Source organism: Pseudoxanthomonas sp. P4_B2 (genome assembly GCF_056402315.1).
In genome coordinates, this window is the sequence record NZ_JBFUHQ010000007.1 from 75,427 (window position 1) to 89,345 (window position 13,919).

At 60.8% G+C, this 13,919-nt stretch carries 11 protein-coding genes; 8 read left to right on the plus strand and 3 right to left on the minus strand.

What is annotated here, in order from left to right; all coding sequences use genetic code 11:
* Nucleotides 1-5: 5 nt before the first annotated feature.
* Nucleotides 6-3,734: an outer membrane protein gene (locus AC1DTQ_RS16340; protein ID WP_477850927.1), complete on the plus strand. Its 3,729-nt coding sequence runs from the start codon at nucleotides 6-8 to the stop codon at nucleotides 3,732-3,734.
* Nucleotides 3,734-5,104, plus strand: a complete 1,371-nt coding sequence (locus tag AC1DTQ_RS16345; RefSeq protein ID WP_477850929.1) for a hypothetical protein — start codon at nucleotides 3,734-3,736, stop codon at nucleotides 5,102-5,104. The genes AC1DTQ_RS16340 and AC1DTQ_RS16345 overlap by 1 nt, the downstream gene beginning before the upstream one ends.
* Before the next feature lie 221 nt (nucleotides 5,105-5,325).
* Here AC1DTQ_RS16345 and AC1DTQ_RS16350 read toward each other — a convergent pair whose 3' ends face one another.
* Nucleotides 5,326-5,544 (minus strand): carbon storage regulator, encoded by a 219-nt coding sequence (locus tag AC1DTQ_RS16350; RefSeq protein ID WP_477850930.1) that lies wholly within the window; start codon nucleotides 5,542-5,544, stop codon nucleotides 5,326-5,328.
* Between the two features lie 250 nt (nucleotides 5,545-5,794).
* On the opposite strand from AC1DTQ_RS16350, the gene AC1DTQ_RS16355 reads away from it, so the two are divergent.
* The 6 genes from AC1DTQ_RS16355 to AC1DTQ_RS16380 all read left to right on the plus strand — a co-directional run bounded on the left by AC1DTQ_RS16355 (nucleotide 5,795) and on the right by AC1DTQ_RS16380 (nucleotide 11,464).
* On the plus strand, nucleotides 5,795-6,097 hold the full coding sequence (locus tag AC1DTQ_RS16355) for a type II toxin-antitoxin system HigB family toxin (protein WP_477850931.1): 303 nt from the start codon (nucleotides 5,795-5,797) through the stop codon (nucleotides 6,095-6,097).
* On the plus strand, nucleotides 6,094-6,453 hold the full coding sequence (locus tag AC1DTQ_RS16360; RefSeq protein ID WP_477850932.1) for a helix-turn-helix domain-containing protein: 360 nt from the start codon (nucleotides 6,094-6,096) through the stop codon (nucleotides 6,451-6,453). The genes AC1DTQ_RS16355 and AC1DTQ_RS16360 overlap by 4 nt, the downstream gene beginning before the upstream one ends.
* Nucleotides 6,454-6,825: 372 nt before the next feature.
* Nucleotides 6,826-7,239 (plus strand): response regulator transcription factor, encoded by a 414-nt coding sequence (locus AC1DTQ_RS16365; protein WP_477850933.1) that lies wholly within the window; start codon nucleotides 6,826-6,828, stop codon nucleotides 7,237-7,239.
* Between the two features lie 106 nt (nucleotides 7,240-7,345).
* A complete protein-coding gene (locus AC1DTQ_RS16370; protein WP_477850935.1) occupies nucleotides 7,346-7,882 on the plus strand; it encodes a DUF4199 domain-containing protein in 537 nt (178 codons plus the stop codon).
* A 372-nt stretch (nucleotides 7,883-8,254) separates the two neighbouring features.
* The gene (locus AC1DTQ_RS16375; protein ID WP_477850936.1) at nucleotides 8,255-8,971 is read left to right on the plus strand and encodes a response regulator transcription factor; all 717 of its coding nucleotides are present in this window, start codon (nucleotides 8,255-8,257) and stop codon (nucleotides 8,969-8,971) included.
* Nucleotides 8,972-9,115: 144 nt separating this feature from the next.
* Nucleotides 9,116-11,464, plus strand: coding sequence for a ligand-binding sensor domain-containing protein (locus AC1DTQ_RS16380; protein ID WP_477850937.1), 2,349 nt, complete (start codon nucleotides 9,116-9,118; stop codon nucleotides 11,462-11,464).
* Between the two features lie 30 nt (nucleotides 11,465-11,494).
* On the opposite strand, the gene AC1DTQ_RS16385 is transcribed toward AC1DTQ_RS16380, so the two are convergent.
* Nucleotides 11,495-12,889 (minus strand): sensor histidine kinase, encoded by a 1,395-nt coding sequence (locus AC1DTQ_RS16385; protein ID WP_477850938.1) that lies wholly within the window; start codon nucleotides 12,887-12,889, stop codon nucleotides 11,495-11,497.
* A gap of 247 nt (nucleotides 12,890-13,136) precedes the next feature.
* Nucleotides 13,137-13,826, minus strand: coding sequence for a response regulator transcription factor (locus AC1DTQ_RS16390; protein ID WP_477850940.1), 690 nt, complete (start codon nucleotides 13,824-13,826; stop codon nucleotides 13,137-13,139).
* Between the last annotated feature and the right edge of the window lie 93 nt (nucleotides 13,827-13,919).

The window sequence follows — 13,919 nt, forward strand, 5'->3', positions numbered from 1 at the left end:
GGATCATGAAGATGAAGATGAAACTACTCGACTACACCCTGATCAGCCTGCTGGCGGGAATGACGCCGCTGGCGGTTGCGCAGAATGCGGCTCCGGTCGCTGCCGACAAGACCGAAGGCACGGTGGAATCCCCGCAAGTGGATTGCACCGACAGCGGTTGCAGTTCGCAGGACGGCCTGCTGTTCCGGTTGCGCACGCGCGGCGAGCGCAAGCCGGTGGTCGACGCCGGCGAAAACGCGTCGTCGGAAACGTTGCAGCCCGATCGCCGCGTGACCGTCGCCCTGGAACAACCCGGCAAGGCCGTGGCCAAGGGCAAGTTCTCGATCCAGTTGGCCAATGGCGGCGCGATCTGGGCCACCGAAGATCCCGCGCTGGGCCAGCCCGAGCTCTCGATCTCCGCGCCGGGCATCGTGCCGTTCGACGGTACCGCAATCACCAAACCGGTGCAGTTCTACACGCGTAGCAATTACTCCACGTTCGTGAAGCGCTACGAGCTGACGATCTATCGCGCCAGCGACGCCGACCTGATCGATCCCCTCGTCACCCTGCCGATGGACGTGGGCAATATCGTATCGGCCGAATGGGACGGAGCCCTGCCGGCGAAATACCGTTTCCGCGCCGGCGACGAGCTGATCTACGTGCTGCGCGCTTACGATGCCGACGGCAACTTCGACGAAACCTATCCCAACAAGCTGCAGCTGGTTTCGCCGGAAGAAGCCGAGCGTGGCGGGCAGGCCCTGCGCGACACTACCGAGAAATATCTGGGTACCGCGCTGAGCATCGACCAGGCCCAGTCGCAAAGTCTGATCGACGAAGCTTTCGCCCAGAATGGGCTACGCCAGCAGAACATCTCGATCTATGGTTCGCGTATCCGCATCCAGGGCCGCAACCTGCCCCAGGGCTATGCGCTGAAGATCAATGGCGACGATTATCCGGTCGATCTAGAACGCAAGTTCACGGCCGAATATCTGGTACCGGTCGGGCAGCACGCGTTCGACATCGAGATACAGGGCGGCGCGCCGCGCCTGGATGGAGCGCCGGCGACCACCTCGCAGAATTCAACTGCGCACCACACGCTCAACGTGGATGTCACCGGGCGTTATTTCTTCGGCGTCGGCCTGGCCGATGTGACCATCTCCCAGAACAAGATCGGCGGTTCAGTCGATCCGTCGCTGGTGGATCCGCGCTACGACGACGATGTGATCAGCGATGGTCGTCTGGCGTTCTACGGCAAGGCCAAGTTCAAAGGCAAGTACCTGTTGACGGCGCAGGCCGACACCACGGAACGCGATCTGGAGCACCTGTTCGACGGTTTCACCAACGCCGACCCGCAGGATATCTTCCGCCGCCTCGACCCGGATCTCTACTATCCGGTCTATGGGGACGACTCCACGACCTATCGCGACGTGGACACCATGGGCCGCTTCTACCTGCGCATGGATTGGGACAAGAACCAGGCGTTGTGGGGCAATTTCTACACCGGCTTCACCGGTACCGAATACGCGCAGTACGTACGTTCGCTGTATGGCGCCGCGCTCAACTGGCGTTCGCGCGCCACCAATGCCTGGGGAGATCCGGGCACCGAAGTGCGCGCGTTCGGTTCCGAGGCGCAGACCGCTCCGGGCCACAGCGAATTCATCGGTACCGGCGGCAGCCTTTATTACCTGAAGCATCAGGATGTGCTGCCGGGTTCGGACGTGGTGGTGCTGGAAATACGCGACCTGACCACCGGCCGCGTCGAAAACCGCATCCCGATGACCCGCGGCACCGATTACGAAATCGACGAAATGCAGGGCCGCCTGCTGTTGACGCGTCCACTGTTGCAGATCACCCGCGACAACATTCCCACGCTGACCCGCGACACGCCGCTAGATGGTTTCGAGCAGCGCCTGGTAGTGGATTACGAATGGGTACCATCGGGTTTCGATCCGGATGACGTCACCGCTGGCATGCGCGCCAAGCACTGGTTTGGTGATCACCTGGGCGTGGGCGTCACTTATGTGGACGAAAACCGCGCAGGCGAGGACTACACCCTGGCCAGCGGCGACATCACCTTGCAAGCGGGCAAGGGCACCTACCTCAAGGCCGAGTACACCCAGACCGAATCGTTCAGTGCACCGGTGTTCTTCTCTGACAACGGCGGTTTCACCTTCACCCAGCTCAATCCGGTCGGCCCGCGCGAAGGCCAGGCCAAGTCGGTCGAAGCACGCGCCAACTTCAAGGAGCTGGGCTGGACCGAGCAGGACTGGAGCGCGGGTGCATGGTGGCGCGATGTCGGTGCCGGCTATTCCATCAGCCGCTACGACAATGGTTTGGACATCACCGAATACGGTGCCGAAGTGTTGGGCCAGTTCACGCCCAATACCGGCATCTATGCGCGTTTCAGCAAGGCCGAACGCGGCGATGAAGCCCTGACCCAGGCGCAGATCACCGCGGAATGGCGCATTAGCGACCACAGCGCGCTTAGCGGCGAGATCCGTCGGGTCGAGGAAGACCGCTTGATCGGCGACGTGGCCGGCACGCTCGGCGCGGTGAAGTACACGCATCGTTTCGGCACGTCGCTGGATGTCTACGGCACCGCGCAGATGACGCTCGACGACGACGGCGGTCAGTATGCGGACAACGATGCCTTCACCTTGGGCGGTAAGTATCTGTTCGGCGACTTGTCGTCGGTCGGTGCGGAAGTCAGCACCGGCGATCGCGGCGATGCGGCTACGGTCAATGCGGAGTACCGCCTGGCGCCGGAGCATACGGTTTACGGCGGCTACACCTATTCGACCGATACCACCGCGTACGACTCGTTGTTCAATCCGAACCGGCAGAACGGTTGGACTCTGGGCCAGCGCTGGCGTCTGTCGAACCAGGTCAACCTGTTCAACGAAAGCCAGTTCCTGAAAACCCCGAGCGAGTCCGGCCTGGCACATACCTTCGGCATGGATTTCTATCCGTCGCAAGGTTGGACCACTGGTTTCACTCTGCAGTCCGGTGAACTGACCGGTGCGCAGGGCGTGGTCGATCGTCGCGCGGTCAGCATCAACGGTGGCCGCACTTCGCCCGATACCGATTGGAACAGCAAGCTGGAATGGCGCAAAGACACCGGTGCCGAACAGCGCGAACAGTGGGTCAGCACCAACCGCTTCACCCACAAGTTCAACGAAAGCTGGCGCATGGCTGCACGCCTGAATTATTCGGACACCGATGACGAATTGAACCCGCAAGCCGGCGCCAAGTTCATCGAAGGGAATGTCGGATTTGCCTGGCGTCCGTGGAATAGCACGCGTTGGGGTGTGTTCGGCCGCTATACGTACCTGTACGACTTGTCCACGCTGGACCAGATCAATGGCGTCGACTACGACCAGCGTTCGCAGGTGTTTTCGCTGGAAGGCGTCTACAAGCTGGACACGCACTGGGAGTTCGCCGGCAAGGTCGCGCGGCGAGAAGGCGAGGTACGTTTCGGACGCGGCGTCGGCGCATGGACGGACTCAGCCACCACGTTCGCTTCCGGGCAAATCCGCTACGAACTCCGCCAGCAATGGCATGCGCTTGCCGAGTACCGCTGGCTGGACGTGCGGGACGGCGGTACGCGCAGCGGCTACCTGGTCGGTTTGGATCGCGACATCAACAAGAACTTCCGCGTGGGCGTAGGCTACAACTTCACCGACTTCAGCGACGACCTCACTGATTTCGACTACGACCACAAGGGTTTCTTCATCAACATCGTAGGTAGCTATTGATGAATCAGTATTCCTGTAACCGGACCATCCGGGCCCGTTTGCGCAGTAGGCTTAAGACAAGCGGCCAACTGTTCTGTGGGCTGCTGGGCCTGGCCCTGTTCTTCTGTTCTTCGCAAGCCGATGCGCAAAACCTGATCGGAAATCCGGGTTTTGAAGTCAATCCTCCGCCGGCGTTCGGCAACAACATCGGTTACCCGATCGCTCCCTGGACGCTCGGTGCAGGCAACAGCTCGAACGTGGTCAAAGTGGATGGTGGGGCCACCTTCAACTACGGAAATAGCGGTCCCAGGCTGGACGCGGATCCCGCGACCGGTGTTGGCGTGCGACAGCACTATCTGGATATCGCCAGCGGCTCCAATGACTTCTACCAGTCGTTCATCGTACCGGCTTGCGGAGGAACGCAGCCGGGTGTGGTCAGACAGGCGACCTTTTCGGGCTGGTTCTCCACGCGTGACAATCTGTCAGCGGCAACGGCCAGCGTTTCCATCAGACAGGGCGTGGGTACTGCGGGCGCGTTGCTGGCGACCGCAAGCGCAAGCCTTCCGGCACCGGTTTCCCCGGTGACTTCCGGCACCGCTCCCTGGGTGCAGGTATCGGGCGTCGTCAATATTCCCGCGGGAACCACGGTCTCTTATGTGGTGGCCATGGATAACAACGCGAACTTCGATCAGGCAGCCTTGAGCTTTTCGAGCAATCAGTGCGTTCCCGCACAATTGACGCTCGTGAAAACATGGTCGAACGCATCGACCGGCGACGACGCCACGTTGACGATTTCGCGCGCCGGCACGGTGATCGATACGCTGGTCTCCGATGCGGGCGCGGCAAACGAAACGGATACGGACAGCACTCCGATAACCGTCTACGGCGGAGAAACGCTCGTTCTAGCCGAGACTTTGGCGGGTTCGAATGCCGGTTTGTACAACGGTGTACTGACCTGCACGGGCGACGGGGTACTGAGCGGCAACACCTTGACCGTGGGCAGCACTGGTACCGCCGTTGTCTGCAGATATACCAACACCCGCAGGGTTGCCGGTCTAACGATCACAAAGACGAATACGCCGGGTGTGAATGGAGATATCGACCAGGCCTCGGACACGGTGACCAGGAATGATCCCGCTACCACTACCTACAGCATCGTCGCAACCAATACCGGTCCCGACGCGGCGGATGGCGCCAGGTTACGGGATATCGCGTCGACCGGTCTGACTTGCACCACAGCGACGTGCGCGGTGACTACGGGAGCCGCGACCTGTCCTGCCGAAACCGGCGCTCCGCTGGCGGCTGCATTGCAATTGCCGACGGGCGTGGCGATTCCGGCGTTGCCAGCGAACAGTTCGATTACGGTGACTTTGACCTGCACAGCGCAATAGTCGAGATCAGGAGCTTGGTAGTGCAGGGGTTAAAAAATCCGTTCGTGGTGAGCTTGTCGAACCACGTTTTTTGAGGGGAAAACAAGTCGTCGCGTACTGAAACAGACGGCGCAGAATATGGTTCGATGCCTCGACAGGCCCAGCATTCACCACGAACCGGGTTAGTTGTTCAAACCTTCCCTAGGAGGGTCTCCGTTTCTTGCTGCGTACACCCATACTCTTCAATCAGGGTCGATCGCTGCCTGCGCATCGGGCCGTTCTGCGGCAGCCGGCTTGGCGCGCTGTATGCGGTCATAAATTTCGGAGCGGTGGACCGGCACGGCGCTTGGCGCGGCGATCCCAAGGCGCACCTCGCCATGCGACTTGAAGGGGAGAACGGCAATGGATATTTCGTCCCCGATCTTGATCGTCTGGCCAACGTGGCGGGAAAGATTGAGCATCGATGTTCCTTCATCGTGAAGTTGTTTAGAGATACTGCCCGAAAAATAAGCTCGTCGTCCGCGCGAAGCGTGAAGTGCTTTTCAACAGCCGAATGGCAAGGTCATCCATGCAACTTTAAACCATTGAAATCAAGCGTGGCTGAATTTCTGCGGGCGCTGGATTGAACTGAACTGCTGTTCCGGGCTGCACTGAACAGTCCGCTGGTGCGGGATACTTGCGGTAGTCCCAAAATGGGACTATCATGCATCCATGAAGGTGATTGCCGTCAGTACCCTGAGAAGCTTCTGGGAGCGCCATCCAGATGCTGAGCAGCCTCTTAAAGCTTGGTACGACGAAGCGAAACACGCCACTTGGAACACACCGCAAGACATCCGCAACCACTACGTCAGTGCGAGCTTTGTCGGTCGCAACCGCGTGGTGTTCAACATCAAGGGCAATGATTACCGGCTCATCGTGGCCGTTGCCTATCGGTTTCAGGCCATCTACATCAAGTTTCTCGGCACCCATGCCGAGTACGACAGAATCGACGCCACCACCGTGGAGGACGTATGAACATTCATCCCATCCGCACGAACAAGGACTACAAGGCCGCCCTGCGCGAGTTGTCCGTGTACTTCGATAGCGAACCGGAGCCGGACACCGAGGAGGGTGACCGTTTCGAGATCCTCGCCACGCTGGTCCAGGCCTACGAGGACAAGCGCTTTCCCATCGAAGCCCCTGATCCCATTGAGGCGATCCGCTTTCGCATGGAGCAAGGCGGCCTGACGGTGAAGGACCTGGTGCCCTCCATCGGTCAGCCCAATCGCGTCTACGAAGTATTGAATCGCAAGCGCAGCCTCACTATTGACATGATCCGGAAGCTGCACCGGAACCTGGGAATCCCGGCGGAAAGCCTCATCGGACCCTGACCGGATGGCTAAGGAACCTGCCGTCGAAGCAGTCTATGGCCCGCAGCAGTCCGCACCAGATCACTGCGCGACACAAGGCTGTTTCGTGTATCCGGTACCTCTCTGCGGACCAGATCACGGTGCCCAGAAGAGGCGCCTGAGTTTGGCGCGGCCAGGGTACGCCGTATGGACGCGTTGAGACTCGCAAAATTCTGCCCAGGCGTGCAGCAGGTCCGCTTCCCATAGCGGTCATTCGAGTCGGCAGTCTTTGTGTGGAGGAAGGCAATCTGACCCATCTTTGAGGAGGCCGCCCGATGTCGAACCGGCCAGCCTTTTCTTGCTGCTCGTGGACCGACGTTAAGATGACCGCAAAAGGGGCGAGCGGAGGCGGGGATGTGGAAGCGGGTGGTCGGTTACGGGGCGCTGCTGGCGGCGGGGACGCTGGCCCTGCAATGGCTGGACTATCAGCGCCTGGCGCGGATGCATTCGGGCGACATCTATTTGTTCCTGGTCGCGGCCGCCTTCCTGGTGCTGGGCATCGTCCTGGGTGCGCGGGTCTTTGCCGCACCAGCGCCCGCCGCCTTCGACGGCAACCTGAGGGCGCAGGCAGCGCTGGGCCTGAGCGAGCGGGAGCTGGAGGTGCTGCACGAATTGGCCGCCGGCCGCTCCAACAAGGAGATCGCCACGCGCCTCCACGTTTCGCCGAACACGGTCAAGACACACGTGGCGCGGCTGTTCGAGAAGTTGGGCGCGAGGCGGCGCACCGAGGCGATACGCCTGGCGCGCGAACTGGGAATCGTGCCCTGACGCCGGATTATTCGGGGTGAATATGCCGAAATCACCCGTTCGGGCGATTACCCGGCGGCGCCTGATCACGGTCAATAGCGGCTCCATCTAACACTGAGGAGTAACCATGTTGCGGACCATCCTGAAATACGGCCTGATCGCGGGCCTGGTCGTCGGCGGCTTCGAGCTCGTTACCTTCACCGCGTTCTCCGGGATGCCGCCGCTGAAGTACGGCATGGTGATCGGCTACACGACCATGCTGATCGCACTGAGCGCGGTGTTCGTGGGGATAAAGCAGCACCGGGACGTGGACCGGGGTGGGGTGATCGGGTTCTGGCCGGCGTTCGGGGTCGGGCTGGGGGTCAGTTTCATCGCCGGGATCTTCTACGTGGTCGCGTGGGAAGTGGTGCAGGCGATGACGCACATGGATTTCGCCAGCTCCTATGCGCAGGCGATGATCGAGAGCGAAAAGGCGAAGGGCGCAAGCGCCGAGACGCTGGCGAAGCTGAGCGCCGAGATGGCGACGTTTAAGCTGCAATACGCAGACCCTCTGTTCCGCCTGCCGATGACCTTCGTGGAGATATTCCCGGTCGGAGTGCTGGTGTCGCTGGTCTCTGCGGGGCTGCTGCGAAACAACCGGTTCCTGCCGGCGCGGCGGGGTTGAATGGTTTTACGACTGCAGGTGAGTCGGGGGACGCGTTACGCCGGTTTCAAACAGGTAGTTCTTTATTCACGAGCGATCGCTTTTGGCCAAAAGCGGTCGCTCGCTCTTTTGCAGCAATGGCGTCGAGCCAATGTCCGCTTCCGACCCAAAGCGGACATTCCATAGCCGACGCCGCCCAGCCTAACTGACAAGAATGCGACGTGTGCAGCACTTTTGTGCGGCGCTGCCAACATCGCTCCGGGGCAAACTTGCATTTGCACATTATGGCTGCATCTTCAGTAGAGCGATTGTGGCTGCGTTATCCTGTTGCACTTGTGTTTGCCTCTTAGCTTCTGGATGTCGCCGGAAGATACGATTCCGGATGCTCGACCTATGGATATTGTCACCTTGCCGGATATTACTGACAGACTGCCCACATTGGCGGTGGTAGAAGATAATCAGGACTTTCGGGAAGACGTTCTCATCCCAACGCTGTCTCGGTCCGGATTCGATGTCGTCGGCATGACAGGCGCATTGGATCTCTACCGGGCGATGACGGCTCGGTCTTTCGATATCGTGCTGCTCGATGTGGGGTTGCCGGACGAGGACGGCTTCAACATCGCCGCACATCTGCGCAGCCTGTCGAGTTCGATGGGTATCGTCATGCTTACGAGTTACGACTCCAGCCCAGACCGGATGCGCGGATTGCTCGCGGGTGCGGATTCCTACCTGTTCAAGCCGGTGGAGATGGACGTGCTGGTGACCACGTTGAGGAATCTCGCACGACGTATCGTTCCAGTTGCGGATGCCGCGCAAGCTCCCATCAAGTGGCGCCTGGACGACAGAGGCTGGTGCATCCTGTCTCCCGACGGTGTCGAAATCGAGATGAACCTGGCCGAACGGCAGGTGATGGCGATACTGGCCGCGACGCCTGGTGTGCCGGTCCAGCGCGAGGTCTTGATCGCGCGCTTGGTCAAGGACGACCAGGATTTCGATCCGCGCCGCCTGGACATGTTGGTCTATCGCCTGCGCAAAAAATGCCTCGGCGCCGCAAAGGAGGATATTCCGCTGCGCGCCGTTCGCGGCGTCGGTTATGTGCTGAATTGGTAGCGACTGCTCGACGACATTTATGCAAGTCAGTTGAACGGTCCCGTGTTGAATGGTGACGGGAGACGGCTCTCATATGATCACCTTCGGGCAGAATGACAAAGGATGGCAGAGCCTGTGGCGAGAATGAGGACCTCGATCCGGCTAATGACGCTGACCATCGGCGTGCTCGCGTTATGGACTTCCTCCTGGGCATGGGCCGCGGCGCAGCTCGACTCCAAGAGCGGAATGCGGGTTTTCACTGACGACGACGGGCTTCCATCGTCGGGCGTGAATGCCGTTGTCCAGACCCGCGACGGTTATCTCTGGGTAGGCACCTTCGGCGGCTTGGCTCGATTCGACGGGCTGACATTCACGATATTCAGGGGACAGTCCGAGCTCCCTGTTTCGGGTCCGGAAGGCGGACGCTATGCAGGACCGGCCAGCGACCGGATCCTGGCGTTGCATGAGGACGATGAAGGACGGCTCTGGATCGGCACGCAAGACGCGGGGCTGAGCGTGCTCGAAGCAGGTTCGTTTCGGCATTTGTCGATTTGCAACGGCGTTTGCCAGGTCAACGATATCCTGCAAGGACCGGACAAGGCGCTGTGGATCGCGACCAACAAGGGTCTGCTGACGCTGGATCCGAACAGCCGACGGGAAAGATGGATCCAACGTTCGGAAGGAAGCGGCTATGCCCACCTGGCTAGCGACGGGCAAGGACGGATCTATGTGGGCGGATACGACGGTCTCCAGGTCGCGGTCGGCCAGAAGCTACAGTCCATACCGCTACCTGGCGGCGACAAGAGAATCCTGCTGTTGAAGAGCAGCGACGACGATCTGCTGGTGAGCACCGAACGCGAGCTTCATCTATACGATCCTGTCCGTCGGCAATGGCGTCCGACGGGTGTCCATGAGTTTGCCACTTATGCCGCTCGCGATGCCGATGGCCAGTGGTGGATATATCTGGCGTCTGGACAAGTATTGCGCCAGGACCGTGCCGGGACCTGGCGCGACGTTCCGGAACTTTCCATAGGCATCACCAGCCTGGCGTGGGACGACGAAGGTAATTTATGGGTGGGTAGCGGCAGCAAGGGGCTGCTCCGGATTCGCAAACCGTTGTTCGGATTGCTCTCGGCCCCGCACTCGCGGGCAAACGTACCCGGCCGGGCGGTGATTGCGGACGGACGCGGCGGCTTATGGTTCGGGACGAATTGCGGACCGCTGCTTCATCGGCTGCATGACGGTGTCCTGCGAACGCTTCCGGTCGAGCGCATGCACAAGAACTACTGCGTCAGCAGCCTGCTACTGGATCGGGAAGGCGCGCTCTGGGTGGGCACGACGGGAGGCGAGCTGGGGCGGGTCGCGGACGACAAGCCGAAACAAATTGTGACCTGGCCATCGGGCTCGTCGCTCAATATCTGGCAAGGCGACGGCGGACGCTTTCTCGTCAGTTCAGGACAGTCGACATCCGAGGTGACGATAGATGCCGAAGGGCGCATCGCCGCGCGTCGCCGCATCGAAGCTCTGGAAGGCATGAACATCAACAACGTCGTTGCGGCCATCAATGGTGGCCGTTGGTTCGTGGGCGACCGCGGCGTGCTGCGGCTGATCGGCGATAAAGTCGTCGAGCAGTGGACGCCGCGAGAGGGGCTATCTTCACGTTTTGCCCGCGCCCTATACGAGGACGGTAAAACGGGCGTGCTCTGGGTGGGAACCTACGGCGGCGGTCTCTATCGCATCCAAGACGGCAAGGTACATCGCTACGACAGCCACAATGGGCTGACCGACGACACGGTATCGTGCATCCTGGCCGACGAAAAAGGACGCCTGTGGCTGGCAGGCAATCGCGGCGTCACTTTGCTGCCCGTGCCGCAGGAAGCCGCGGCCGGAATCGAGTCGATCGTCTATTCGACAGGCGACGGATTGGTACCGTCCGAAATCAACGGAGGCGCTCCCTACGCCTGTCACCGCGATACGCAGGGACGATTCTGGTTCTCCCTTGTGGAAGGGTTCGCCGTCATCGATCCGGCGACTATCCCGCAAGTTCGTGCGGCTTCCCTCAGGCCGCACATCGAGCATGTGTTGGTCGCCGGACGCACGCAGGAGGTCGCCGGGTCCGCGCTCACGCTGGAACCGTTCGCGCGCAATCTGGAAATTCGCTATACCGCAATCAATCTGAGCAGACCGCAGGAAACCCGTTTTCGTTTCCGTCTTTCCGGGTTCGATCACGATTGGGTGGAAACCGGACAGAACCGCAGCATTCTCTACCCGTCGATTCCCTGGGGAGAGCACGTGTTCGAAGTGCAGGCGCGCACAGAAGGCGGGCCATGGTCGCAGTTCCCGGCGAGCCTGCGGATTCTCCATCCGCAGCCGTGGTACCAACGCCCGTGGCTCTGGATGCTGGCGACCTCGATGGGTCTACTGGTATTGGTAGGCGGCACGAGAATGGAGAAAAGCCGCTCGAGGTCCGAGGCAAGGGAGTCTGTTGGGCTTGGCCGGCGACGTAGCCAATAAGCCGTTCCCGCACGATCACAAACCACCAAACTAAGAAGCCGTCGCCGACCAGCGGGATTCGGATGCCTTCCCGGACCGCATCGTTTCGGAGTCGTGTTCGCGCGAAGCCAGCGGTATCCAGATGCGGATACAGGTGCCTTGGCCGGGCGCGCTGTCCACGTCGATCTCGCCCCCGCTGTCGGCAACGAAGCGGTGCACGATCGCCATACCGATACCGGTTCCCTTGTCTTTCGGCTTGGTCGTGAAGAATGGTTCGAACACGCGGGCAAGCACCTCGGGCGCCATGCCTTCGCCCGTGTCTTCCATCCTGATCTGGGCATGGTCTCCGTCGGATTCTACGGACAGGGTGAAATAGCCGCCGTGCGGCATGGCATCGCATGCGTTGCTGGCGATGTTCAACAGCACAAGCTCCAGCTCGTCGCGGTCCATCCGGACGCAAAGGTCCACCGGGGCGAGGTCCGTCTGCACTCTGATCTCGCGAGGGAACATCGGCAGGATCAGAGAGCGCATTTCATCCACCGCTTCGACGAGATCGAAAGTGGCGACCTCTCCGTTCTGCGTACGTCCGAAACTCAATAGTCGGCGGGTGATTGCGGTACCACGCCGCGCCGCTTTGGCGACCTTGGGAAGGAGGATGTCGGCCGAGTCGTTGATCTCGACCGGCGAGGTGGCGAGTCCCAGAATCACGCTGAGGATGTTGTGGAAGTCGTGGGCGATGCCGGTCGAAAGCCGGCCGATGGCTTCCATCCTCTGCGTTTGCAGCAGGCGCGCGTAGGCGCGTTCCTTTTCCTCGACCTCGCGTTCGAGCTCAAGGCAGGTCGCATCGAGTTCTTCGCTGCGCTTGATCGCTCTCTGCATCAGTAGGATCAGGCGATCCAGGATCGCGGCCAGCACAAAGAGGTTCATGCCGGACAAAAGCAAATCAGATAGAACCTCTGAGCGCGCTGTGGCGTTCGTCGCAAGTCCCAGATCGACCCGCGCGCCTATCGCCAACGCAACGGCGTTCGCCAGCGCCGTCCACCACACCGCGCCTCTTCCCAACAACAGTCCCGCAAGCAGCAAGGGCAATAGCTGCGTTATCTGCAGTCCGGACTGCGCCCGCAGTCCATACGCCTGGTAGCTGAGTCCGATCAGAATCAAGCCGCCGATGACGGTGAGGCTGGCCGAGAGTCGGAACAGCCTGATGCGCAAAAGGTAGAAGCAGGACCATGCGTATGCGCCGATGGCGAGCGTATGCCAGCTGTCGCCGAGTCCCGCCGCGTCGGCGGTGGCGTAGGAAACCACGGCCATCGACGATGCGATCGTGCCGGTGATGACGAGCATCGTCTGCAACGTCAATGCGTTGCGTTTGCCCTGCGGCGTATCGACGGGCACGTTTCTCATCCAGCCGACGAAACGCTGCCACGCGCCTGGTTGTGTTGCCACCCTGGTCATTGGTGCGGGCGGCTGCAGTGAGAGTCCGGTGCCGTGGGCGCCCTCTGCATGGGAGAAGCATGCTGGCCAGCCACGCGATTCAATGTTGCCGACATCGTAAAGTACCGCTCATCCGTCTGCCTATACCTGTCAGTGGACAGGATAGCGCCACGATTCAGTGCGGGTGAGCGCGGGTGATTTTCCGTTATTATCCGATACTGTGATGATCGGCACAATTTAAAGCTTTGCAGGCCGCCGTTTACATGAAGAGTACGTAGCCAACGCCCCGTATCGCTTTCAAAGGCAAAGGTTCGTTGGTCGTCAACAGAACTTTGCGGCGCAGCCGGTGCACCAGCATCTCCAGCCTATGCCGATCGAAATTCTTGGCGTCGCCTGCCAAGAGGAAAATGATGGCATCGCGCGCGACTACCTTGCCGGAAGAAACCGCGAGCGCGCCTATCATCAGGCGCTCGGGTTGGGTCAATTGCACCGTCGCGCCCCCGGGCGAAATCAAATCCCATCCCGCCGTGCCGAGTCGCCACCCCGCCGTGCGTTGGCTTGCGATTCGGGGGATGCCCAATGGTTTCAGGCGCCGTAGCAGATTCTGTAGCGTGGCCACCAACGCATCGATGTCGACCGGCCTGGCAATACAGGCGTTCGCACCATCCATCTGCCTGCCCTGGCTGTGGCGGCGTTCGGTCAGCACCACGATTCCCGCACCGGTGACGGTTCGCAGCCTATCGGCCAGGGCCAGGCCATCGGTATCTGGCAAGTCGCTCCCCAGGACGAACAAGGAAAAGTTCCGCGCGAGCATGCACCGATAGGCATCGACGGCGGTGCCGGCGCCTACGGCATGGAAGCCGGCATTCTGCAAGCCCGGTATCAGAACCTCTTCGCGAATTTCCGGGTCATTTTCGATGACCAATACCCAATGCCGAACGTCGCTCATATGAGTCCCCCGATTCGTAAGGCAACTAGTTCAGTTGGCTGTACGCGTTGATCCTTCGTGCCTCTCTGGCGCACACCGGATTTGATTCTGTGA